This is a genomic window from Flavobacterium terrae (assembly GCF_900142035.1).
Taxonomy (GTDB): domain Bacteria; phylum Bacteroidota; class Bacteroidia; order Flavobacteriales; family Flavobacteriaceae; genus Flavobacterium; species Flavobacterium terrae.
In genome coordinates this window covers 650,582-673,593 of sequence record NZ_FQZI01000001.1, presented here as the reverse complement: position 1 = coordinate 673,593, position 23,012 = coordinate 650,582, and the positions used below count along the sequence as shown (strand labels likewise).

Below are 23,012 nucleotides of genomic sequence, written 5' to 3'. Positions count from 1 at the left end.
GCGCTGTCTGGTTTTGCGACGTAAAATTAACGATAAAATAAGTGATTTTTTTAAAGTTACACAAATTTAATCTGATAACATTAACCTAACATAATGAAAACTTAAAGGTAACTTCAAGCTAACACGAATTTTACATTACTCTCATTCCTTTGCACAAAATTAAAACACACAACAAATGAGATCTAGATTAACAATTTTATTCTTATTATTCTCTTTAATAACATTTGCTCAAAAAACTTCGGTATCAGGTGTTGTTTCTGACAAGGATTTAAAAGGAGAACCTCTTCCTTTTGCGAATGTAAGTATAAAAGGTACAACACAAGGTGCTTCTACAGATATTGATGGAAAATATGCCATTGAAGTTGCTCCAGGAACCCATACAATTGTATTCAGTTTCTTAGGATACGAATCAAAAGAAGTTACTTTTACCATTACTGAAGGTCAAAACAAAACAATAAACGAAACGTTAGGTTCTGGTAGTGTTACTATGGAAGACGTTTTAGTTAAAGCTACAGTAAGCCGTGAAAAAGAATCTGCTTTATTACTTGAACAAAAGAAAGCTATTGAAATAAAACAAAATATAGGTGCCCAAGAACTTAGCAGAAAAGGGGTTGGTGATGTAGCAACTGCAGTTGCTAAAACCTCTGGTGTATCAAAGCAAGAAGGAAGTAATAATGTATATGTACGCGGTCTAGGAGATCGTTACAACTCTACTTCTATTAATGGCCTACCTGTACCATCAAATGACCCTGAGAAAAAAAATATCGCTCTAGATATTTTTACAACCGACATTGTTGAATACATTTCTATTGACAAAGTTTATTCTTCAAAAGTATCAGGAGATTTTGCAGGAGGTAATGTAGATATTTCAACTAAAAACTATAAAGGAAAAGGACTTTTAGAAGTTTCAATTGGATCATCGGCAAATACTAATGCCGTTAAAAAAGCAGGAGATTTTAACTTACAACAAGGTCCAAATGAATTTGGTTACACAACTTATGGAAAACCTGCAAATGGTTTGAATGCATATAACTTTGAAAATAGTCTAGCTCCAAAAGGTGTAATGCCAATTGGTGGAAACTTAAATATTAAAGCTGGAAAATCTTTCAATATTGGTAAAGAGGGTCGTTTAAACCTTTTTTCAACTGGAGGTTTCAGCAACAATTATCAATATAGAGAAGGAATCAATCAATCTGTAGATGCTCAAGGTACATTTTTAAAAGGCCTTTATCAAGAAAAAACTTCTTACAGCACTAATACTACAGGTATGTTTAACGCTAACTATAGTATAAATTCTAGTCATAAAATTGGATACAATTTCTTATTTGTAAATTCATCTGATCAAACTAGAGATATTTATAACGGTTTTTTACGTGATCAAGCAGAAGACGGAACAGGTTTAGTACAACGTGCAACATACACACAAAATCAATTATTAGTTAACCAATTAATTGGTAATCATAAAATTGGTAATAAATGGGAATTAGACTGGGGTGGTTCTCTTGATGTAATTACTGGAAACATGCCAGATAGAACACAAAATACTCTTAAAAGACATGAAACTTTAGACGGATATAGATTTGTTCAAAACGCGCCTTCAGATAATCATAGATACTATCAAAACTTGAAAGAAAATGAAATTGCTGCTCGATTATCTTTAAGTTACAAATTTGGAGCAGATGATAAAGGAAAAATAACTGTAGGTTATAATGGTCGTTTAAAAGAGAGAGATTTTGAGGCTTTTCAATATAACTTCCGTATAAGAACAAACCATATAGGTTCTGGAACAACTACAATTGTTGACCCTTCTAACTTAGATTTGTTTTTTAACCAAACAAATTATGAAAATAATTTCTTCAGCATTATTGCTTATGCTGGATATAAACCACAGGTTTACAGCGGAGAACAAAATATTCATGCAGGTTATTTAAACCTTGAATATAAATTAAGTGAGAAATTAAGCGCTGTAGTAGGTGTTCGTGGAGAAAAAATTGAACAAAACGTTAAATGGAAGACTCAATTTGACCCTGAAGGAGGAAAAAACAAACTTAATCGCAATGAGATTTTACCTAATTTAGTTGTGAAATATGAATTAAACGAAAAACAAAATCTAAGATTTGGCGCAAGTAAAACATACACTTTACCACAGTTTAAAGAGCGTGCTTTATTCGTATACGAGGATGTAACAGAAATTAAAAGAGGTAATCCATATTTGTATTCATCTCAAAACTATAATGCAGATCTTAAATGGGAACTTTTTCCAAAGAATGACGAATTACTATCAGTAACTGCCTTTGGAAAATACATTATAGACCCAATGAATGAAATCACAATGGCTTCTTCAACAAATGACATCACTTATGCCAATACTGGAGACTGGGGACATGTTTATGGAATTGAGTTAGAAGCTAGAAAAAATATCTTCGACTTTAGTACAGAAAAAACAAATAAATTATCTGTTGGTTTGAATGTTTCTTACATGAAAACAAATCAAGAATTAAACGGAGAAAAAGTAGCTAAAGAAACTAAAGGTACAATTAGTACAAATTTAACTAGTAAAGAGGCTGGATTTACAGGTGCATCAGACTTACTATTAAATACTGATGTTTCGTATAATCTTACTGGCAATAATGATAAAGGCTTAACAGCAACCCTAGCTTATAACTATTATTCAGATCGTTTATATGCACTTGGTGTAGAGCAAAAAGGAAACTTAATAGATAAAGGAATGGGAACTTTGGATTTTATTTTAAAAACTAAACTAAACCAAAACTTAGGTTTAAATTTATCTGCAAAAAACTTTTTGAATCCAGAGTTTAAACGTATTCAAGAAAACATAGGCGGATCTGTTCCAGTACTTACTTATAAAAAAGGCGTTTTCTTTGGTTTAAGCTTAGATTATAAGTTCTAAAAAAACAAAACAGTAAATAAAAAAAACCTCAAAATTTTGAGGTTTTTTTTATTTACTAGAGATACAATCTTACTAGTTAGCTTTGTTAATTTAATATTAATTGTTTTGTAAAATCTTTAAAAAAACCTAACACAAACATCATACCCACTTAACTCAAAATAAACAACTTATATAGAGATTTGTAACAACAAAAAAAATTCAGAAAACCAATGAAAAACTTTTCAAAAATTTTAGGCTTAGCAATCTTAACAGCCTCAATCGTTTCAACTTTTTCATGTTCAAACGACGATGATAATGAAGATACAGGGCACCAAAATGTCTTTGTCGCAAATCCTACAAACCTAAAAGGAGAAATACCTTCAGGAGACAATATTGTTCTTGATGGAGATTATGATTTAACAGGAGCATTAATTGTTGGTAATGGTGCTACTTTAACAATCAAAAAAGGTACTGAAATCATGGCAAGTTCTACTGCGACAACAAATGGAGTTATTCCTTATATCGTTGTAGCACAGGGAGGAAAAATATTTGTTGAAGGAACTTCTACAGAACCAGTAGTTATGACTGCTGATAATAGTGCACCAGGATCTTGGGGTGGCTTAGTAATTTGTGGAAAAGCTAAAATAAACAAAGGAGCAACAGCTCAAGCTGAAGTATCTGGTCTAACTTACGGAGGAAACGATGATACAGATAGCTCAGGATCAATCAAATATCTACGTTTAGAATATACTGGTTACCTTTATTCAGCAGACAAAGAATTTAATGCAGTTTCTTTCTTTGGAGTAGGATCTGGTACAGTTGTAGAATATGTACAATCATACAACGGATCTGATGATGCTTTTGAATGGTTTGGTGGAACTGTAAATGCAAAATATTTAGTTTCAATCAATGACGATACATCAATTGCTGGTGACGATATTTTTGACTGGACAGAAGGTTGGACAGGTAATGTAGAGTACTTATACGGTAAAAGAACAAATAACGGTAACCGTGGAATAGAAGCTGATAATAATTCAAACAATCAAGCTGCAACTCCTATTTCTTTCCCTCACATTAACAAAATAACTTTAGTAGGTAATAGTGCAGGTTCAGAAAATCAAGCTATCAAGTTAAGAGTAGGAACTAAGGTATATTTAAATGATGTAGTATTAAGCAATTGGGGAACTGGAATTGATGTTCAATCTGCTCCAGACTTATCTGCTAGTTTCGTAGGTGGTGACATCAAATTAGAAAACGTAAAATTTGACAACGTTATTACTCAATCTACAGCAAACGCAACTAGTGCTTACACAACTAATGCATCTGCTACTGGTGCTGGAAACGGAACTGCAAAACCAACATGGGCTCAAGGCTGGACTGTAGGTTTCTAATAAAAATAAAAACAATAAAAAAACCCTAAGCTAAATACTTAGGGTTTTTTGTTTTTAAACTACGTATAGATATATTTAAAATCATTATTAAGTGAAAATAATTTGTTAAGTAGATAAGTTTCAAAAAATTAATTTTATATCTTTACATTATTAAAGAAATCAATGAAGAAAAACTACTTTTATATTACATCTTTATTATTCCTATTTTCATTGAGCATTAGTGCTCAAGAAGGTAAGGATTCTGCATTGAATTCTAAATTCCAAGAACAACCATTTGAAAACCTAAACATATATCCTAACCCAACGGGAGGTGATCGTGTTTATATTTCATCAAAATCATTAGCACCAAAAGAAATCGAAATCTTTGATGTACTAGGAAAAAAAGTAATGCAAGTAACCATAAACTCAAAAGAGCTAAATGTTTCTTCATTAACTCCTGGTGTATACATTATCAAAATCAAAGAAGGTGACTTACGAGCAACTAGAAAACTAATCATTAAGTAGTTACTACTACTTTTTTAATAATTTATTTACATACATTCTTTTATTTAAAAGAAATTACTTGTTATATTTGTTGTCCAATTTAAAACAAAAAACAATGAAAAAAATTTACTTTATAGGGGCTATGTTAGCTACTGCAATTTCGTTTGGACAAGGTTCTATTTCAGCACTTAACACTCCTTACAACGAAAATTTTGATGGAATGGGAGCGACAGGAACCGCTTTCCCTACTAATTGGAATGCAATAAGAGGAGGTGGGACTGGAACAGCAAATCAAGTACTCACTATGCAAGCATCAAATGGATCAGCAAATACTGGAACCATCTATAATGCAGGCAATACAGGGTCAAACGACAGATCATTAGGATCAATATCATCAAATTCAACTTTTCCAGCGTTTGGAATGTCTTTTGTAAACAATACAGGAGGAATTGTAACTGAATTCAACATTACTGCATTAGTAAAACAGTGGAGAACAGGTTCTGCCGAAACTGTTAATGAGTCAATGGCATTTTCTTACAGTTTAGATGCGACTGGTTTAGATAACGGAACTTGGAGCCCTGCTACTTCTTTGAACATTAATGAAATTTTAACATCTACAACTTCTTCTGTACAAGTTGATGGAGATTTACCAGCTAATCAGTCAAATTTAAACGGAACGGTTAACATAAGCACAACTCCTTGGAACAATGGCGCTACTTTATGGATAAAATGGCTAGATGATAATGCTCTTGGAAACGACTCTTTACTAGCAATTGACAACTTTGCTTTTAGAGCTACATCTTCAACTTTAAGTATCTCTCAAAACAACATTGCAGGATTAAAAGTATACCCTAACCCAGCTAAAAACACACTATATGTTACTTCAGATAGTTTTGGTGCAAAACAAGTTGAATTATTTGATGTGTTAGGTAAATCAGTTTTAAACACTAAAGTAGTTAACAATACAGTAAATATTTCATCTTTAAGTAAAGGTGTTTATGTTGCAAAGATTACGGAAGAAGGAAAAACTGCAACAAGAAAAGTAGTTATTGAGTAATTTCAACTTCTTAAGAATATAAAAAGCCTGGCTATTAGTCAGGCTTTTTTGTTTTTCAACAGATTTTTTTACCATTCATCTATAATATTAAAAAGTGGAAATCATAGTCTCTATTTTTACTTTAACTAAAATGGAATAATATAAACAACTTAACTATGAGGAAACTTTACACTTTATTTTTAGTGGCAACATTTTGTGGCTTTACTCAAGCTCAAACCACACTCACACAATGGACATTTGAAAATGTCACAACACCATCAACAGGAACTGGCACAATGAGTATTATAGGAGGCACAAATCCAGCTAATACTTCATTCCCTAGTGGCTCAACTGGACTTGCTTATAGCATAAAAAACTTTCCTAACGATACTTCTAATTCTGGATCAGCAGGATTTCGATTTAACACCAGTACAGCTGGTTATAACGGAATAACTGTAAGCTTCTATGTAAATGGTCATAATCAGTCATCAAGATGGCAGCAATATGAGTATTCTACAAACGGAGGTTCTAATTGGACTATTTTAAACAATAACAACGGTGACTTAACCACAGCTTTTGGCTTAAAATCGATAACACTTCCAGCTTCTTGTGATAACAACCCTAATTTTGCCTTTAGAATAGTATCTATTTTTTAACCACCTGCTAACTCAGCATATCAATCTATTCAAGGTGGAGGGTACAATGGCAACAACGGATATTGGAATATAGACACTGTTACTTTTTCATACAACACACTAAGTACTTCACAAAATCAAATAGCTGGTTTAAAGTTATATCCAAATCCGGTTAAAGAAGTGTTACATATTGAAAGCAACAATACATCTGAAAAGTCTATAGAGTTATTTAATGTTTTGGGCAAATCGGTTTATAAAGGAAAAACAATAAATAACAGCGTTAACCTTTCAAACGTAAACAAAGGAGTGTATGTTGTAAAAATTACGGAAGAAGAAAAAACAGTAACCAGAAAAATTGTTATTAACTAAACAGCAAAAAGTATCTAACAATTATTCTTTTATTTTTGTTATAACACTTTACTTACAAAAAACTATTTACTTATTATTCTCAATCAAATTAATCGAAAATTGAACACTTAAATAAATTCATTTTAATATATTTGTTTATGGTCGATTATTTGAAAATAAAATTATGAAAACTATTTATTTTTTATTACTCCTGTGTTTAACTGGTTGTGCCAATGAAATAATGAAAAGCAACTTAACAGTTAATGAAACAAGTGAAATTTCAAAAAATGAATCGGCAGTGGTTGATAACGACGTTACAAACACCACTAACATTCATGGGTTAAAAGTTATGACTAGACATTCTTCAAAATTTGGGAATCAAGTATATGTGATATCAGATTCTTATTCAGAAAAAAATGTTTCTTTTTATAACGAAGATGGCAAAAAAGTATATTCTAAAAAAACAGTAGGGACACCTATTAACTTGTCAAAGCTAAGAAGAGGAACATACACTATGGAAATTGTGGAAGGAGACAAAACTGACACTAGAGAAATCACTATAGAATAATAAAATAAACCAAGAAAATCAAGCCTTACTTTTAGTAAGGTTTTTTTGTTTCTGTGTTTTTCCTCTAAAAAACTCACTAAAATTAGTGATATTCTATTTTATTAAATCTACACTAAATCATATCCAATTTACAGTTTATCGAAAAAAAGAATAGAATATCGAAAAAATTAAACCTAGCGAATAATTCACCATAGTTTTGACCAAGAAATAAATAACAAACTAAGTCATGAAAAATCTATTTGCTTTACTAATAACTTTACAATCATTAATTTCTTTTGCTTCAAACAACATTGAAGAGAATTCAATTAATCCAGTTAAACAAACTATTATTGATACAATTCCTGTTAGAAAAAACGAACCTAAAAAAGGTATAACAGGATTAAGCGTAGTAAATCAAGATTCAAAAAAATTTGGTAAGCTACTATACATAGTTTCTGAAAACTATACAGAAAAAAACGTAATTATTTACAATAATGAAAACCAAGAAGTATTTTCAACAACTACGATTGGTGATCCTATCTATTTAAAAAAATTCAAAAAAGGGAACTACAAAATAAAAGTAATCGAAAATGGAAAAACAGAAATTCTAGATTACAATATCGAGTAACAAAATGGTCCTGCTTTTGCAGGACTTTTTTTTTAACTACTTTTGAAATATGTTTTCAACCTCAGATATATTTCAGATTGGTTCTAAAAAAGAATTTGAGAAAATCACTCTCAAAGTATTTCGTTTCCAATACGACAACAATATAGTTTATAGAGACTTTTGTAGTTTACTAAAAAAGGATAAAAGCAATGTGAAACGCATTGAAGACATTCCTTTTCTCCCAATACAGTTCTTTAAAAGCCATTCTATTTTAAGTACAAAAAATCCTATTCAAACTACTTTTACCAGTAGTGGAACAACTGGAATGAGTACCAGTAAACATCATGTCACTGATTTAGAATTTTATGAAGAAAGTTATAGATTAGCTTTTCGTCAATTTTATGGGAACATAGAAGATTATGCAGTTTTGGCATTGCTCCCATCCTACTTGGAACGCGAAGGCTCCTCTTTAATTCACATGGTAGATGATTTAATTCAACTAACTAACAATCCTGAAAGTGGTTTTTACCTGAACAACTATGATGAACTCATCAAAAAGTTAATAAAACTTGATAACGAAGGCCAAAACATAATTCTTATCGGAGTAACTTATGCTTTATTGGATTTAGTCGAAAAACAATCTTTCCAACTAAAAAACACCATCATTATGGAAACAGGTGGAATGAAAGGTCGTCGTAAAGAAATTATACGAGAAGAATTACACGATATGCTATGCAAAGGATTTGGCGTCTCTGAAATCCATTCTGAATACGGCATGACCGAATTGTTATCCCAGGCCTATTCTCTTGGCGATGGCGTATTTGAATGCCCTTCTTGGATGCAAATATTGGTTCGCGACCCAGAAGATGCTCTCACATATGTAAAAGAAGGCAAAACTGGAGGAATTAATGTAATTGATTTGGCCAATATTAATTCTTGCTCTTTCATCGCGACTCAAGATTTGGGAAAAACTCTAGGAAACAACTCTTTTGAAGTTCTTGGAAGGTTTGATAATTCAGACATTCGTGGATGTAATTTAATGGTACTTTAATGAGAAACTTCTTTTTACTTATACAACTTTGTGTTGTATCATTTTGTTTTGGTCAAAATAAATTAGAATTCAAAATCACTTCAATAAATAGAACGGAAAATAAATTCAAAACAGAATACATCTATCAGATAAACTATACTGTAAAAAACGCTTCCTCTGAAGAAATTTCTTTTTTTCTTAACAAGAATAAGATTGTGTGCAATACATATGGCTCACTGTCGAATGCAGTTATTTACAGATTTTTTCAAGACGAAAATACAATTAACGTTCCAATTTTTAATAAACCAAAAGAATTAAATCCAATTGAAAAAGAAAAACAGGAAAAAGAATTTCAAGCAGAAGTTGAGGCAATGATGAAAGAAGCTCAATCATATGAAAACACTTCCGATTATACTTTAGATTACAGGAAAAAGCAATTGCTATCTCAAGTAATGACTTTAAAACCAGGCGAGGTCTGCGCGATGAGTTATGACTTAAACTGGAATAAACTTAGACATATTACTTTTTTGGATGAAGAATATTATTTAGATGAAAACTCAAAATACTATTTAGATTTTTCGATTTATTTGTTAAAGAAACCCTTCGAAAAATACTTTATTGGTGAAGATAAAAAAAGAATTATTGATAACGATAACTTTATCGAAGGAAACTACACTTCAGAAAAATTTGAAATATTTTTGAATTAAAATTCTTTAAACCATAAATGAAAGCCCTTATTATTCAATAAGAGCTTTTAAAGTTCAAATCTTCTTAATAGATTTTAATTTCTAGTAAACAAAAAGCTTTGTCCTCCCATATTAGCCGTAAATTCACTTTTAGACTCATTAAATTGTAGCTCTACACCTGCTCGCACAGAAACAAATTTATCTTTACCCGCAGATTCAAAATTCAATGCTCCTTGCCCATTGTTAGGAGTACCCACAAGCAATCCATCTTCATCAGTAAGAGTAATTTTTATTGGTATTTGTTTACTTGAGAACTTACCTACATAAGCAGTTAAAGAAGGTTCTTTTTCTAACTCGCTTTTCCCATTTTCCCAAACATTGTTAGATGGATTAACATCTGGAAAAACATGATCAGGATCTAAAGTAATTGATGCTATTTCTTCTTTAGTATCTAATTTAAATTTCCAATCTATGTTTCTTTGCCATACCTCAACCGGTAATTTCACACGACTTACTGCTCCTGATTTTGTTTTTACTTCTAAAATTACAGGCATCGCCATTTTTTCTAAATTAACTATTGAAACCAAAGCCCCATTAGCTGGATTGTTTTTTAAATATTTAATTTTAGTTATTCCTTGATCCAGCTTCCAATTGTTTACAAACCAACCACGCCAGAACCAGTTCAAATCTTCGCCCGAAACATTTTCTATTGTTCTAAAGAAATCATCAGGTGTAGGATGTTTAAAAGCCCAACGTTCTACATAAATTCGCAAGGCTCTATCAAAACGTTCAGAACCTAAAACCTGATCGCGTAACATTTTCAAACCTAAAGACGGTTTCATATAGGCTAAAGGACCTATATTTTGCTCCTTCATTCCATCAGGAGCAGTCATAATGGGTTCTAAATCTGTTCCAGTTAAAAATCCGCCTACTCTCTGCATATCTCTTGGATTCACTTTATACTCACCATTATTAAAATCGTAAGAGCTTAAAATATTAACAAATGAGTTTAACCCCTCATCCATCCAAGCAAACAAACGTTCATTAGAACCAACTATCATAGGGAACCATGTATGGCCAAATTCATGATCAGTTACTCCCCACAGATCTTCACCAGTTGCTTTCCAGTCACAAAAAACAATTCCTGGATACTCCATGCCACCAGCATTAGTGGCAACATTAACAGCTGTTGGATAAGGATACTCGAACCATCTTTTAGAATAATTTTCAATCGAAGATTTAGTATATTCCGTTGATCTACCCCACGCCTCTTGACCAGCACTTTCTGATGGATAAGCTGATATAGCTAAAGATTTTTTACCACTAGGTAAATTTATTTTTGCAGCATCTAAAACAAAAGATGAAGATGACGCCCATGAAACATCTCTAGAATTTTTAATTTTAAAATGCCAAGTTAGAGTTCCTGTTGCAGCAGGTCTTGAATCTTGCTTTAAAACTTCTTCCGCAGAGCGAATAGTTACTGTTTTATCACTTTGAGCCGCTAACTTCCATCTTTTTTGTTGTTCTGCTGTATATACTTGTTCAGAATTAATTAATTCACCTGAACTCACTACAATATGATTGGAAGGAGCAGTAATTTTTACATCAAAATCTCCATATTCCAGATAAAACTCACCCGCTCCTAAATAAGGTAATGAATTCCAACCCTTTATATCGTCGTACACACACATTCTAGGATACCATTGGGCTACAGAAAATATTTTACCATTCTTGGTTTCTAACACACCCATTCTATCAGAACCATAATTGGGAGATATAAATGAGAAATCTATTTTTAATTTTATTTTTCCACCATTCGGTCTCAGTTCTTCGGGAAGAAAAATCTGCATCCTAGTATCTATGATTTCGAACTTTAAGTCTCTCTCTGTAAATTTTCCATTTTGATCAGAAATTAGTTTAATAAATTTTATTTTATGTCCACCATCAAAAACCTGTCCTTTATCTCCATTACGGCTTCCTGAAACTGAAACTATCAACTCACCACGAGAATCATTTTTAAATAAATTCTGATCCACATTCATCCATAAGAATGATAACTTATCAGGACTATTGTTTGTATAAGTTAAAATCTCTGTACCCGAAACTTCATTCTTCTTTTCGTCTAAAATGGCCATCAACTGATAGTCAGCCTTATTTTGCCAATACTTCGCACCAGGTTGTCCACTAGCCGAACGAATTTCTGTTCCGTTTTTACTGTAAAAACCAGGCGAGAAAGCATCGTAATAACTATACTTAGATACAGAATTTGCAGGCTGTGATTGAGCCTGCAAGCTTGTTGTTCCTATTGAAAAAGTCAATAAGGATACAATTGTAATAATTTGTTTGTTCATGATTTTTGATTGATGATTATCGTTTCTACTAAATTACAAAACGAATTGATTAAAAAATGAGAAATTTACTCATCCATTTTTTTTGTCATATTAAATCCTACAAACAAAGAAACTCCTGCCATAGTAAAAATAGTTGCTGGATAAATACCATCTTGATTTAATGACGTATAAGTAGTTAAAAGTAATGCTATAAAAGTTCCCACTCCTATACCCATTAACAACAAAGCAAAGTTTAAAAGAATTACTTTGTGAAAAGAAGATTTTGATTTTCCGCCCGACATAAAAATACTGGCATCTACTCCTTTTTCTATTAAAGCCAAACGTTCTCTATTACGTGTTGACAAATAAAGATAAAATACACCGAAAACGGCTAAGAAAAAACTCATTGGAATTAAAATGTCTCCTAACATGATTGATTGATTTAAATTAATATTGATTGATATGTTCATAAGCTATGACGACTCGACTTTCATTTTGGTTACAAAAAAAATAAAAAAATATTTTTTTGATAAAATTGTAACCGCTTTATACTTTTTATCGTCTTACCAGTGTATGACTTTTATAGAAGACCAACATTATATTAATTTAATCCTAAATGGCAACACGAATAGTTTTGCCACTTTAGTAGATCGTTATAAAGATATGGTCTATACTTTGGCACTAAAAATGCTCAACAATAAGGAAGAAGCGGAAGAAATTGCACAAGACACTTTTATAAAAGTTTTTAACTCCTTGAGTAAGTTTAAGGGAGAATCTAAATTTTCAACATGGGTTTACAAAGTAACTTACAATACTTGTTTAGATGCTTTAAAGAAAAAAAAGAAGCAAAACAATGTTGCCTATATTGAAGATTTTAGTGAACATCAAACTAAAAAACTTGAAGGAATTTTAGACAATATAGATGAAAAAGAAAGAAATCGAGCGATTCAAGATTGTTTGGAAGAATTACCAAGTGACGAAGCTTTTTTACTAACCTTGTACTATTTTGATGATAAATCGATTGAAGAAGTTGCTAAGGTTGTGAATATAAGCACTGACAATGTCAAAATTAAATTATTTAGAACCCGAAAAAAACTAGCGACTATTTTAAAGAAACGTTTAGAACCCGAAATGCTGGATTATTATGAATACGAACGAAGATAAACATATAGAAAAATTAATTGACAAAATGATGAAAGATCAAACTTTGGAAGCTCCTTCGTTTGATTTCACATCAAAAGTCATGAATCAAGTATTGGAAAGTAAAAAGGACTCCGTTTTTACTTACAAGCCATTGCTATCAAAACAAACATCTTTTATTATACTTAGTATAGTAATTGGAATAGTTATTTATGCTGTATTTAGTAATGCCTCTATCTCAGAAAAATGGACCTTACCAATAGATTTTAGTGTTATTTATAAAAACAAATTCTCACAAATGCTCAATTTTTCAACAATAACAACTTATAGTACTGTAGTAGGAACAATAATGCTACTACTTCAAGTCTATTATTTACGAAATCATTTTGCAAATAGAAACTAAAACAAAAAAGCCTCTCAATTTTTGAGAGGCTTTTTTGTTTATAAATGCTATTGATTAATATCTATAGTACTCAGGCTTGAATGGCCCTTGAACTTCAACACCAATATAAGCAGCTTGCTCATTGTTTAATGTTTCCAATTCAACTCCTAATTTAGCTAAGTGTAATGCAGCTACTTTTTCATCTAAATGTTTAGGTAACATATACACTTCGTTTTTATAAGCTGCAGAGTTAGTCCATAATTCAATTTGAGCCAATGTCTGGTTAGTGAATGAGTTAGACATTACAAAAGATGGATGACCTGTAGCACAACCTAAGTTTACTAAACGACCTTCAGCTAAGATAATGATGTCTTTACCATTTACGTTGTAAATATCAACTTGAGGTTTTACTTCTGTTTTAGTTGAACCATGGTTTTTGTTTAACCAAGCCATATCGATTTCGTTATCGAAGTGACCAATGTTACATACGATAGTTTTATCTTTCATCGCTTCGAAATGTCTTCCAACAACGATATCTTTATTACCTGTAGTAGTGATTACGATATCAGCATTACCAACAACTGTATCTAATTTTTTTACTTCAAATCCGTCCATTGCAGCTTGTAAAGCACAAATTGGATCAATTTCAGTAACTGTTACAATAGAACCTGCACCACGGAAAGAAGCAGCAGTACCTTTACCTACATCTCCATATCCACACACCACAACTCTCTTACCTGCTAACATTACATCAGTAGCACGACGAATAGCATCTACTGCAGATTCTTTACAACCGTATTTGTTATCAAATTTCGATTTAGTAACAGAATCGTTTACGTTAATAGCTGGCATGAATAACGTTCCGTTTTTCATTCTTTCGTATAAACGGTGAACACCTGTAGTAGTTTCTTCAGATAAACCTTTGATACCAGGAATTAATTCTGGGTAACGATCAAAAACCATGTTAGTTAAATCCCCACCATCATCTAAGATCATATTCAATGGTTTTCTATCTTCACCAAAGAATAATGTTTGCTCAATACACCAGTCAAAAGATTCTTCATCAAGACCTTTCCAAGCATATACTTGAATTCCCGCTGCAGCAATAGCAGCAGCAGCTTGATCTTGAGTTGAAAAAATATTACAAGAAGACCAAGTAACCTCAGCTCCTAAAGCAATTAATGTTTCTATTAAAACCGCAGTTTGAATCGTCATGTGTAAACATCCTGCAATACGAGCTCCTTTTAGCGGTTGGCTTGCACCATACTCAGCACGAAGCGCCATTAAACCTGGCATTTCAGCCTCAGCTAATTCGATTTCTTTTCTTCCCCAAGCTGCAAGGTTGATATCTTTTACCTTATAAGCCACAAATGGAATTGTCGTTGTACTCATCTATTTCTATATTTGTTTTATTATTCGAATAATTTCGGACAGCAAAATTAAGCATTTCCTTTTTATTTCCTAAATCATTTTGCTTATTTTGTGATTTGTTTAAGTTTCTAATCTTTTGAAAAACAACAAAATACCTAATGCCACTTTTTAAAACATACAACATCAATGACTCAACAAGCATTTTTCTTTGGAAAATAACCGAAGATTACGATGATTTGTTTGCCAATGTTAAAATGAAAGAGACATCTTTAAAAAGAATAGAAGGCATGAAATCTGAAAGTCATCAAAAAGGCTTTTTAAGTGTAAGAATGCTTCTTCAACATTGTGGCTACAATGATTTTGACTTAGTTTATGATGAATTTGGTAAGCCTCATTTAAAAGACGGTAAACACATCTCAATTTCTCATTCTTTTGATTTTTCAGCTATTGCTATAAGTGATGAAAACATTGGTATTGATATTGAACAAGTAAAAGAAAAAGTGCTTCGAATTGCCCCTCGATTTATGGAAATGTGGCATCTGGAAAATCTTTCAGAATTAGACAAAATGAAAAAAGCCACCGTAATCTGGGGGACCAAGGAGGCAATTTTTAAAGTAAAAAATGAAGTTGGAATTAGCTTTCCAGATCACATTTTTGAAAAACCTTTTTTACTATCTGATAAAAAGTGTAGTGCTGAATTGCATTTTAATACCAGTATAGAGAAATTTGACATTTGTTTTGAAGAGGCTGAAAATTATATTCTAGTTTGTGCTCTGCAATCAAAATAACTTGACTCTATAAAATAGTAGTATTTATCAAAATTGCTAAAACACTAATTACTACACTAGCAATGATCAAATTAAAAACTAACTTATGTTTTTGTTGTGATAAAATAGCTCCGTTTACAAAACTAGATGCTAACACCACTAATGCTAGTTGAATCATTTGTAGCAATGAAATTCCATTTTGTAAAATATACATTGCTGCGGCACCTCCTAAGCAACTTTGACCAATGATTGCTAAAGTGGTAAAACCTAAATATCCTTCTTCGAAGTTTTGAAATGTTTTTTGATATACTGTCATGATTTCTAATAATTTATAAGTCAAAATTACTACTGGAAATTGAGTATTAACATGATAAAAATCATAATCAAAAAAGTATTTTACCAGTATATTCTTTGTTTCTGAAAAAAATCAATTCAAAAAAACTATTTTTACAACACTTTAAGAAAAACAAATGATTTACCAAAAAATCATATTGGCTAAAAAAGAACAGCAAAAATTACTAGCAATACTAATTGATCCCGACAAGATAAGTTTGGCTCAAATTCAATCGCTTGCAGACAAAATAAAACAATCACCAGCAACACATATTTTTATTGGAGGTAGCATTGTTGCAGAAAATGTCATGGATGATTTTATTCTTGAACTAAAATCTCACACAGCATTACCTATACTGATTTTTCCTGGGCATCCCTCACAAATTTCTCATCATGCAGATGGTTTGCTTTTTTTAAGCTTATTATCGGGCCGGAATCCAGAATATTTAATTGAACATCATATAAATTCTGTAGAAATTTTAAACAATTCAAATCTTGAAATTATTCCAACTGGTTACATTTTAATTGATGGCGGAAAAGAAACAGCTGTGCAGCGTGTAAGTCAAACCATCCCTATCGAAAGAGATAATTTAGACTTAGTCTATAAGACGGCAAAAGCGGGGGAGTATTTGGGAAAAAAACTAATTTATCTGGAAGCCGGAAGTGGCGCTGATAAATCGATTCCTACCGAAATGATTCGAAAAATATCTCAGAACACAAGCATACCATTAATAGTAGGCGGAGGAATTCGTTCTAAAGAAGCTATCGAAAATGCTTTCAAAGCTGGTGCAGATTTGGTAGTTATTGGCACTGCATTTGAGAATGATGTAAATTTTTTTAACAAATGATCGAACAAATTTTATCACAATATCAAAATATCCCTTCTTGGCAAATTTGGCTAGAGTCAATTGCATTCATATTCGGCATTTTAAGCGTATGGTATGCTAAAAAGGAAAGTTTTTTAGTATTCCCAACTGGCATAATAGCAACGGTTCTTACTGTTTATGTTATGTTTAAAGCGGAATATCTGGCCGATATGAGCATCAATATTTACTATACAATAATGAGTGTTTTTGGATGGTATAAGTGGACAAAATATGATACTTCAACTCAAGACAATTTACATATTTCAAGAACCAATAACAAAGAAAAACTCATTGGCTTTGGCATGTTTGTTCTAACTGGATTAGTTTGCATTGTAATATACACCATTTTTGGAGTTAGTATAAAACCCAACAACTGGATAGATATATTTACTACATCTGTATTTTTTACTGCAATGTGGTATATGGCATTAAAGAAAATTGAAAACTGGACGTTATGGATATTGGGTGATTTATTAGTTGTTCCTATCTTTTGGTACCGAGAACTTTATATCTTTGCACTCCAATATGTAATTTTCACAATATTAGCGATATTAGCTTATCTAGAATGGAAGAAAATCTTAGACAAAAACAAACAAATATTCTTAGAATAACTACTTACGGACCTGAAAGCACTGGTAAAACCACACTTGCTCATCAGTTAGCAGAACATTTTAATACTGTTTGGATTCCGGAATTTGCTCGTGATTTTCTCGAAAACATTAAAATTAAAGAAGGTCGTGATTGTGAAGAGAAAGATTTACTACCTATCGCTATTGGACAAACTGCATTAGAAAACGAAGCGCTCAAAACAGCAACAAATTTCTTATTTTGCGATACGAATGCCTTAGTAACCAAAGTATACTCAGACATCTATTATAATCAATGTTCTGAAGAACTTGAAGAAGCAGCAAGATTACATCACTACGATTTATATTTTTTAACAGACAAAGATGTTCCTTGGGAAGCGGATGGTTTACGAGATAGCCAAGAATACAGAGACAGCTCTTTTGATGTTTTCAAACAAAATCTAATTGACTATAATAAACCTTATATTCAAATAAACGGAAGTAAAGTTGAGCGTTTAGAAAAAGCTTCAAAAATTGTAAATGATTTACAAAAAGCTTTAGAATTAGGATTAACTAGTCATGAATTTGTAGAGCTTTACAATCAAAAAAAAAACTTCGATTTAATCTTCCATCAAATTAATTCTATTAAAAAAGGTGTAAGCAAAATTAAACTAGAAGAATCGGCTTCAATTGGAAATGGAATTTTGCAATTCTCTACTTCTCAATTTGAATCTTTTATTTCTCAATTTGATAAAAAATTATCACGTTTTGAAATCGAAAAATTTGTTCCTGCCTCTGGTGCAGCAAGTAGAATGTTTAAATTCCTTTCGGATTTTTTATCGGATTTTGATGTTGAAAACGAAACTATAAATGCTTACATAAATCGATCTAGCAACCAAGCCTTAGAGACTTTTATTGTAGCAATGGAAAAATTTCCTTTTTTCAAAGAGGTTGATCAGTTCTTAAAAGAGAATATTGAAGATTTTAGCACCTTAACAAGAGACAAAAAAAACTATTGGTTTATAAAAACTATTTTAGAAAACAAACATTTTAATTTTATAAATAAACCAAAAGCAGTTTTACCATTCCATATATATAATGATTCTATAGCAACACCAATTACAGAACATTTTAAAGAAGCAAATACTTATGCATCAAATCTAAATAGCGCAAAAATTCATTTTACAATTTCTGAAGAACATACTTCACTTTTCAAAAATGAAATAGAAAAAAACACACGTGCTTTTAACAAAAAAATAGATTGGTCATATTCTTTTCAAGAAACCTCAACAGATTCGATTGCTATTAATGAAGATGGCACTATTTTAAAAAATAGTGTTGGAGAAATTATTTTTAGGCCAGGTGGTCATGGAGCACTTCTTTATAATTTGAATAACAGAAAGGCCGACATAATTTTTATAAAAAACATTGACAACGTAAGCCATAATAATATTGAAGCAATTTCATTTTATAAAAAAGCATTAGCTGGTATCTTAATAACTATTCAAGAAAAGGTATTCACCTATCTAAATTTGCTAGAAAGTATAAATGTTAGTGCCGAAAAAATCGAAGAGATTAAAACCTTTGTAACGAATGAGCTTTATATTAAAATAAACTCAGATTTTGATGAATTTAAAGAACAAAGCCAAGTTAAAATTTTATACCAATTTTTAAATCGTCCTATTCGCGTTTGCGGAATGGTAAAAAATGAAAACGAACCTGGAGGAGGACCTTTTTGGGTTAAAGACAACAAAGGAAACATTACTCTTCAAATAGTTGAATCAGCTCAAATTGATTTAAAAAATAAGCAGCAAAAAGATTTTTTTAATTCGTCTACACATTTTAACCCAGTAGATTTAGTATGTGGAATAAAAAATTTTAAAGGCGAAAAATTTAATTTACTTGAATTCACAAACCCTGAGACTGGTTTTGTTGTTGAAAAAAGTAAAAACGGAGAAACTTACAAGGCTTATGAATTACCAGGCTTATGGAACGGAAGTATGGCAAATTGGATAACGTTATTTGTAGAAGTGCCTTTAGAAACTTTTAATCCCGTTAAAACAGTAAATGACTTACTAAAAACACCTCATCAACCCAATTAATAGTGGAAAGAGAAATTATTTTATCAGAAGTACAATACAAAGCGGTTCGAAGTAGTGGTGCTGGAGGACAAAATGTAAACAAAGTTTCCAGCAAAGTTGTCTTGTCATTTTCTATTGAAGAATCTCAAGGATTAAATGATGAAGAAAAAGAAATTATCAAACAAAAACTAAACAGCAAGCTTACTACTGAATTCGTTTTAATTCTCAATTGTGACGAAGATAGAAGTCAATTGAAAAACAAAGAGATAGTAACAAAACGATTTATTGATATTCTAGAAAAAGCTCTGATAAAACCAAAACCAAGAAAAAAAACCAAAGTTCCTAAAAGTGTTATTGAAAAAAGACTTAAAGAAAAAAAATCTAATTCTGAAATCAAAAACAACCGAAAAAAATTAGATTTCTAGTTTATTTTTTAAATGCATTTAAAGCTTCTTTTGTAAAATCTGAAAGTACAAGTTTGCCCGAAATAGCGGCTCTCTCATACAATAATTCATCCCAGCTTTCTGCACCTTCCCACAACACTTTTTTAAATTCACTCAAAGCATCTGGGTTATAAGTAGCTAATTGAGACACAAACTTTTCTAAAGCCTCATCCATTTCTACAACACTACTAAATAACTGAGCATAAAGTTTATGATTAAAAGCCCATTGCGCAGATTTCCATTCTGTTGGCGCAAGAGTCATTTCAGCCAATGCTGATTTTCCGATTTTTCTAGAAACCGCTGGTTCAATCACAAAAGGACCTATTCCAATGGCAATTTCAGAAAGCTTAATGGATGCCATTTCTGAAGCAAAAGCATAATCACAAGCAGATGCTAACCCTACTCCTCCTCCAACAGCTTTACCATGAATTCTACCTACAATAATTTTTTTACACGAACGCATTGCATTTATCACGTTAGCAAATCCACTAAAAAATTGTCTTCCAGTTTCTAAATCGTTTACCGCTAGTAATTCATCAAAAGAAGCGCCTGCACAGAATGCTCCAGTTCCTTCACTTTGCAAAACTACAACAGTAACTTCATCATTATTACTTAATGAATTTAGTTCATCTGTTAATACCTGTAATTGATTACTTGGAAAGGAATTACTTGCTGGATGACTAAAAGTTACTCTTGCAATTTTATTCTCTATATTAGTTTGAATTGTTCCTGTTGTAGACATATTATTTAATTTGATGCAAAAATAAAAAATCCCGAATTATCGGGATTTTTTATTTTTATATAACTGTTATTTTGCTTTATTCACTTCTGCAACATATTTCTCTAAAGCCATAGTCATAGATGGAGCTTCTGGCGTTGGCGCCATTATATCAACTCTTAATCCATGATCCAGTGCTTCTTTTTGAGTTGTACTTCCAAAAACAGCAATACGTGTATTATTTTGTTTAAATTCAGGAAAATTTTTGAACAATGATTTTATACCAGTTGGGCTAAAAAAAGCTAAAACATCGTAATAAACATCTTTTAAATCAGACAAATCACTCATTACGGTTTTGTAAAAAATACCTGGTGTCCAGTCTAATTTCAGATTATTTAATGTTTGTGGTATATCTGCATTCAACTGATCAGAAGCTGGTAATAAAAACTTCTCGTCTTTATATTTTTTAAAAAGTGAAGACATATCAGCAAAATCTTTTTGACCAACATATATCTTGCGCTTTCTATATACTACATATTTTTGCAAATAGTAAGCAATTGCTTCTGATTGACAAAAATAACGTAAATCTTCAGGCACTTTATATCTCATTTCTTCAGCTACTCTAAAAAAATGATCTACCGAATTTTTACTAGTTAAAATAATTGCAGTGTAATTGTTTAAGTCAATTTTTTGAGCTCTAACCTCTTTTGCAGGAACTCCTTCAACATGAATAAAGGGTCTGAAATCAACTTTTACTTTGTGCTTATTTTGCAAGTCAAAATAAGGCGAATTTTCAACCTTTGGCTCTGGTTGCGAAACTAAAATTGTTTTCACTTTCATATTGGGCATTTTCAAAAAATATTACCTATTTGTAATAACATAATACATAAAGTAATACGGTGCTATTTCCAGAGCGCAAATATATAAAATAAAATAAAACAACTTATCAAGTAATACGTTTTGATAATTTTTCAATGAAACAAGGTAAGTTATTGAGTTAATTATCAATAATACAATCAAAACAACAATAATTACGTAAGAATTCATCAAATCTGTATAATACAACATAATATTCACTGGAAGCAACATTAATCCTACATACGTTCTATAACTCACTTTGAACAAATTAAACTGTTCAATAAAGGGCTCAACATTAAATGAAGCTGCAATAATTTTTTCAACTAAAAACTTAGATAAAACAAAAAAAGTTAAAAAAGTAAAAATTTGAATAAACGTAATCCAATTGGTTTTTGTGGTATAACCAAAGTAAGTTAACACCAATTGAACAAAGAAAGAAAAGGAAATTAATTGAACAAAAAACAACAAAATTGTAAACCAACTCATCAAGTTACTAGGGTCTTTATACATTTTGATGTATTTATTGTTTGCGATTAAATTCACAAAATCAACAAATCTATTTTCAAAAGCAGCTTTTGTAATAGCCACAAGACCAACAGCAACAATAAAAACTATTGTTATCCAGTCTTTGTTCTCAACGATTCTCGGAATAAACTCTATTTTATTCATACCGCGAAATTACAAATTTTTTACAGCACTTATTTAATTATAAATAATTTAAGAAACTCATCGACTAAAAAGTTTATTTTTGCATCAGAATTTTAACATTATGCAGGACTCAATAGTCATAATTCCTACTTATAACGAAATTGAAAACATCGAAAGTATCATTCGAGCTACTATGTCTTTACCAAAGAAGTTTGATGTTTTAATCGTTGATGACAATTCACCAGATGGAACTGCTGATAAAGTTATTGAGCTTCAGAAAGAATTTCCTGATGCTTTACATCTTGAAAAACGAAAAGGAAAAGCTGGTCTAGGAACTGCATATGTTCACGGTTTTAAATGGGCAATCCAACATCACTATGAATTCATCTTTGAAATGGATGCCGATTTTTCTCACAACCCTAATGATTTAGAAAAACTATATAAAGCTTGTAAAGAGGAAAATGCAGGAATGTCGATTGGATCTCGTTACATTACAGGAGTAAATGTGGTAAACTGGCCATTAAACCGTGTTTTAATGTCCTACTTCGCATCAGTATATGTAAGAATGATAACTGGAATGCAAATTCAAGACGCTACAGCTGGATTTGTTTGCTACCAAAGACAAGTTTTAGAAAAAATTAATCTCGACCGATTAAAATTTACTGGTTATGCATTTCAAATAGAAATGAAATACAGAACTTATGTAAATCATTTTAAAATTCTTGAAGTTCCAATTATTTTTACTGATAGAACAAAAGGCGAATCTAAAATGAGTGGTGCAATCATTCGCGAGGCCATTTTAGGAGTCATCATGCTTCGTCTTCGAAAAATATTCAACAAACTATAACACACAACT

At 31.3% G+C, this 23,012-nt stretch carries 25 protein-coding genes; 18 read left to right on the top strand and 7 right to left on the bottom strand.

The window, feature by feature from the left end:
- Positions 1-175 precede the first annotated feature (175 nt).
- The 10 genes from BUC09_RS03060 (at position 176) to BUC09_RS03015 (ending at position 9,674) form a co-directional block, all read left to right on the top strand.
- A complete protein-coding gene (locus BUC09_RS03060; RefSeq protein ID WP_073308557.1) occupies positions 176-2,911 on the top strand; it encodes a TonB-dependent receptor in 2,736 nt (911 codons plus the stop codon).
- A gap of 209 nt (positions 2,912-3,120) precedes the next feature.
- Entirely contained in the window at positions 3,121-4,281 is a 1,161-nt protein-coding gene (locus BUC09_RS03055) for a hypothetical protein (RefSeq protein WP_073308554.1), read from the top strand.
- A gap of 162 nt (positions 4,282-4,443) precedes the next feature.
- Entirely contained in the window at positions 4,444-4,785 is a 342-nt protein-coding gene (locus BUC09_RS03050; protein WP_073308552.1) for a T9SS type A sorting domain-containing protein, read from the top strand.
- A gap of 94 nt (positions 4,786-4,879) precedes the next feature.
- Complete coding sequence (locus BUC09_RS03045; RefSeq protein ID WP_073308550.1) at positions 4,880-5,821, top strand: T9SS type A sorting domain-containing protein; 942 nt, start codon at positions 4,880-4,882, stop codon at positions 5,819-5,821.
- A gap of 155 nt (positions 5,822-5,976) precedes the next feature.
- Entirely contained in the window at positions 5,977-6,456 is a 480-nt protein-coding gene (locus BUC09_RS03040; RefSeq protein ID WP_073308549.1) for a hypothetical protein, read from the top strand.
- Positions 6,457-6,483: 27 nt separating this feature from the next.
- A complete protein-coding gene (locus BUC09_RS14735; RefSeq protein WP_084127068.1) occupies positions 6,484-6,804 on the top strand; it encodes a T9SS type A sorting domain-containing protein in 321 nt (106 codons plus the stop codon).
- Between the two features lie 220 nt (positions 6,805-7,024).
- Entirely contained in the window at positions 7,025-7,351 is a 327-nt protein-coding gene (locus BUC09_RS03030) for a T9SS type A sorting domain-containing protein (RefSeq protein ID WP_159432930.1), read from the top strand.
- A gap of 226 nt (positions 7,352-7,577) precedes the next feature.
- The gene (locus BUC09_RS03025; protein ID WP_073308543.1) at positions 7,578-7,958 is read left to right on the top strand and encodes a hypothetical protein; all 381 of its coding nucleotides are present in this window, start codon (positions 7,578-7,580) and stop codon (positions 7,956-7,958) included.
- 49 nt (positions 7,959-8,007) lie between these two features.
- Positions 8,008-8,988, top strand: coding sequence for a LuxE/PaaK family acyltransferase (locus BUC09_RS03020; RefSeq protein ID WP_073308540.1), 981 nt, complete (start codon positions 8,008-8,010; stop codon positions 8,986-8,988).
- Positions 8,988-9,674 (top strand): hypothetical protein, encoded by a 687-nt coding sequence (locus tag BUC09_RS03015; protein WP_073308538.1) that lies wholly within the window; start codon positions 8,988-8,990, stop codon positions 9,672-9,674. The genes BUC09_RS03020 and BUC09_RS03015 overlap by 1 nt, the downstream gene beginning before the upstream one ends.
- Before the next feature lie 74 nt (positions 9,675-9,748).
- Here the strand turns inward: BUC09_RS03015 and BUC09_RS03010 are convergent, their stop codons facing one another.
- Together BUC09_RS03010 and BUC09_RS03005 are read right to left on the bottom strand one after the other, a co-directional pair.
- A complete protein-coding gene (locus BUC09_RS03010; RefSeq protein WP_073308536.1) occupies positions 9,749-12,004 on the bottom strand; it encodes a M1 family metallopeptidase in 2,256 nt (751 codons plus the stop codon).
- Between the two features lie 65 nt (positions 12,005-12,069).
- Complete coding sequence (locus BUC09_RS03005; protein WP_073309041.1) at positions 12,070-12,414, bottom strand: DUF6249 domain-containing protein; 345 nt, start codon at positions 12,412-12,414, stop codon at positions 12,070-12,072.
- Positions 12,415-12,556: 142 nt separating this feature from the next.
- Between BUC09_RS03005 and BUC09_RS03000 the strand changes: the two genes are divergently transcribed.
- Entirely contained in the window at positions 12,557-13,147 is a 591-nt protein-coding gene (locus BUC09_RS03000) for an RNA polymerase sigma factor (RefSeq protein WP_073309039.1), read from the top strand.
- Positions 13,128-13,526 (top strand): hypothetical protein, encoded by a 399-nt coding sequence (locus BUC09_RS02995; protein ID WP_073308534.1) that lies wholly within the window; start codon positions 13,128-13,130, stop codon positions 13,524-13,526. The genes BUC09_RS03000 and BUC09_RS02995 overlap by 20 nt, the downstream gene beginning before the upstream one ends.
- 54 nt (positions 13,527-13,580) lie before the next feature.
- Here the strand turns inward: BUC09_RS02995 and ahcY are convergent, their stop codons facing one another.
- On the bottom strand, positions 13,581-14,897 hold the full coding sequence (ahcY, locus tag BUC09_RS02990; RefSeq protein WP_073308532.1) for an adenosylhomocysteinase: 1,317 nt from the start codon (positions 14,895-14,897) through the stop codon (positions 13,581-13,583).
- Between the two features lie 137 nt (positions 14,898-15,034).
- On the opposite strand from ahcY, the gene BUC09_RS02980 reads away from it, so the two are divergent.
- Positions 15,035-15,664: a 4'-phosphopantetheinyl transferase family protein gene (locus BUC09_RS02980; protein WP_073308528.1), complete on the top strand. Its 630-nt coding sequence runs from the start codon at positions 15,035-15,037 to the stop codon at positions 15,662-15,664.
- Between the two features lie 7 nt (positions 15,665-15,671).
- Here the strand turns inward: BUC09_RS02980 and BUC09_RS02975 are convergent, their stop codons facing one another.
- Positions 15,672-15,959, bottom strand: a complete 288-nt coding sequence (locus BUC09_RS02975) for a hypothetical protein (protein ID WP_073308526.1) — start codon at positions 15,957-15,959, stop codon at positions 15,672-15,674.
- A 154-nt stretch (positions 15,960-16,113) separates the two neighbouring features.
- On the opposite strand from BUC09_RS02975, the gene BUC09_RS02970 reads away from it, so the two are divergent.
- Genes BUC09_RS02970 through arfB form a run of 4 tightly spaced genes read left to right on the top strand, consistent with a single transcriptional unit; the run spans position 16,114 to position 19,914 of the window.
- Positions 16,114-16,824, top strand: a complete 711-nt coding sequence (locus BUC09_RS02970) for a phosphoglycerol geranylgeranyltransferase (protein ID WP_073308524.1) — start codon at positions 16,114-16,116, stop codon at positions 16,822-16,824.
- Entirely contained in the window at positions 16,821-17,453 is a 633-nt protein-coding gene (gene pnuC, locus BUC09_RS02965; protein ID WP_073308523.1) for a nicotinamide riboside transporter PnuC, read from the top strand. Before BUC09_RS02970 ends, pnuC begins: the two co-directional genes overlap by 4 nt.
- Positions 17,408-19,510: a DUF4301 family protein gene (locus tag BUC09_RS02960; protein ID WP_073308522.1), complete on the top strand. Its 2,103-nt coding sequence runs from the start codon at positions 17,408-17,410 to the stop codon at positions 19,508-19,510. Before pnuC ends, BUC09_RS02960 begins: the two co-directional genes overlap by 46 nt.
- 2 nt (positions 19,511-19,512) lie before the next feature.
- Positions 19,513-19,914: an alternative ribosome rescue aminoacyl-tRNA hydrolase ArfB gene (arfB, locus tag BUC09_RS02955; RefSeq protein ID WP_073308521.1), complete on the top strand. Its 402-nt coding sequence runs from the start codon at positions 19,513-19,515 to the stop codon at positions 19,912-19,914.
- Between the two features lies 1 nt (position 19,915).
- On the opposite strand, the gene BUC09_RS02950 is transcribed toward arfB, so the two are convergent.
- From BUC09_RS02950 to BUC09_RS02940, 3 genes are all read right to left on the bottom strand, one after another.
- Positions 19,916-20,674: an enoyl-CoA hydratase/isomerase family protein gene (locus tag BUC09_RS02950; protein ID WP_073308520.1), complete on the bottom strand. Its 759-nt coding sequence runs from the start codon at positions 20,672-20,674 to the stop codon at positions 19,916-19,918.
- 66 nt (positions 20,675-20,740) lie between these two features.
- Positions 20,741-21,490 carry a uroporphyrinogen-III synthase gene (locus tag BUC09_RS02945; protein WP_073308518.1) on the bottom strand — a complete coding sequence of 250 codons (750 nt, stop codon included), beginning with the start codon at positions 21,488-21,490 and terminating at the stop codon, positions 20,741-20,743.
- Between the two features lie 21 nt (positions 21,491-21,511).
- Positions 21,512-22,177: a DUF4271 domain-containing protein gene (locus BUC09_RS02940; RefSeq protein ID WP_073308517.1), complete on the bottom strand. Its 666-nt coding sequence runs from the start codon at positions 22,175-22,177 to the stop codon at positions 21,512-21,514.
- Positions 22,178-22,277: 100 nt separating this feature from the next.
- On the opposite strand from BUC09_RS02940, the gene BUC09_RS02935 reads away from it, so the two are divergent.
- Positions 22,278-23,003 carry a polyprenol monophosphomannose synthase gene (locus BUC09_RS02935; RefSeq protein ID WP_073308515.1) on the top strand — a complete coding sequence of 242 codons (726 nt, stop codon included), beginning with the start codon at positions 22,278-22,280 and terminating at the stop codon, positions 23,001-23,003.
- The last annotated feature ends 9 nt before the right edge of the window (positions 23,004-23,012 follow it).

Bases quoted from the DNA above. Each gene is read 5' to 3' on its own strand.
- BUC09_RS03060 (WP_073308557.1), top strand. From the start codon at position 176: ATGAGATCTAGATTAACAATTTTATTCTTATTATTCTCTTTAATAACA.
- BUC09_RS03055 (WP_073308554.1), top strand. From the start codon at position 3,121: ATGAAAAACTTTTCAAAAATTTTAGGCTTAGCAATCTTAACAGCCTCA.
- BUC09_RS03050 (WP_073308552.1), top strand. From the start codon at position 4,444: ATGAAGAAAAACTACTTTTATATTACATCTTTATTATTCCTATTTTCA.
- BUC09_RS03045 (WP_073308550.1), top strand. From the start codon at position 4,880: ATGAAAAAAATTTACTTTATAGGGGCTATGTTAGCTACTGCAATTTCG.
- BUC09_RS03040 (WP_073308549.1), top strand. From the start codon at position 5,977: ATGAGGAAACTTTACACTTTATTTTTAGTGGCAACATTTTGTGGCTTT.
- BUC09_RS03030 (WP_159432930.1), top strand. From the start codon at position 7,025: ATGAAAAGCAACTTAACAGTTAATGAAACAAGTGAAATTTCAAAAAAT.
- BUC09_RS03025 (WP_073308543.1), top strand. From the start codon at position 7,578: ATGAAAAATCTATTTGCTTTACTAATAACTTTACAATCATTAATTTCT.
- BUC09_RS03020 (WP_073308540.1), top strand. From the start codon at position 8,008: ATGTTTTCAACCTCAGATATATTTCAGATTGGTTCTAAAAAAGAATTT.
- BUC09_RS03015 (WP_073308538.1), top strand. From the start codon at position 8,988: ATGAGAAACTTCTTTTTACTTATACAACTTTGTGTTGTATCATTTTGT.
- BUC09_RS03010 (WP_073308536.1), bottom strand. From the start codon at position 12,004: ATGAACAAACAAATTATTACAATTGTATCCTTATTGACTTTTTCAATA.
- BUC09_RS03005 (WP_073309041.1), bottom strand. From the start codon at position 12,414: ATGTTAGGAGACATTTTAATTCCAATGAGTTTTTTCTTAGCCGTTTTC.
- BUC09_RS03000 (WP_073309039.1), top strand. From the start codon at position 12,557: ATGACTTTTATAGAAGACCAACATTATATTAATTTAATCCTAAATGGC.
- BUC09_RS02995 (WP_073308534.1), top strand. From the start codon at position 13,128: ATGAATACGAACGAAGATAAACATATAGAAAAATTAATTGACAAAATG.
- ahcY (WP_073308532.1), bottom strand. From the start codon at position 14,897: ATGAGTACAACGACAATTCCATTTGTGGCTTATAAGGTAAAAGATATC.
- BUC09_RS02980 (WP_073308528.1), top strand. From the start codon at position 15,035: ATGCCACTTTTTAAAACATACAACATCAATGACTCAACAAGCATTTTT.
- BUC09_RS02975 (WP_073308526.1), bottom strand. From the start codon at position 15,959: ATGACAGTATATCAAAAAACATTTCAAAACTTCGAAGAAGGATATTTA.
- BUC09_RS02970 (WP_073308524.1), top strand. From the start codon at position 16,114: ATGATTTACCAAAAAATCATATTGGCTAAAAAAGAACAGCAAAAATTA.
- pnuC (WP_073308523.1), top strand. From the start codon at position 16,821: ATGATCGAACAAATTTTATCACAATATCAAAATATCCCTTCTTGGCAA.
- BUC09_RS02960 (WP_073308522.1), top strand. From the start codon at position 17,408: ATGGAAGAAAATCTTAGACAAAAACAAACAAATATTCTTAGAATAACT.
- BUC09_RS02950 (WP_073308520.1), bottom strand. From the start codon at position 20,674: ATGTCTACAACAGGAACAATTCAAACTAATATAGAGAATAAAATTGCA.
- BUC09_RS02945 (WP_073308518.1), bottom strand. From the start codon at position 21,490: ATGAAAGTGAAAACAATTTTAGTTTCGCAACCAGAGCCAAAGGTTGAA.
- BUC09_RS02940 (WP_073308517.1), bottom strand. From the start codon at position 22,177: ATGAATAAAATAGAGTTTATTCCGAGAATCGTTGAGAACAAAGACTGG.
- BUC09_RS02935 (WP_073308515.1), top strand. From the start codon at position 22,278: ATGCAGGACTCAATAGTCATAATTCCTACTTATAACGAAATTGAAAAC.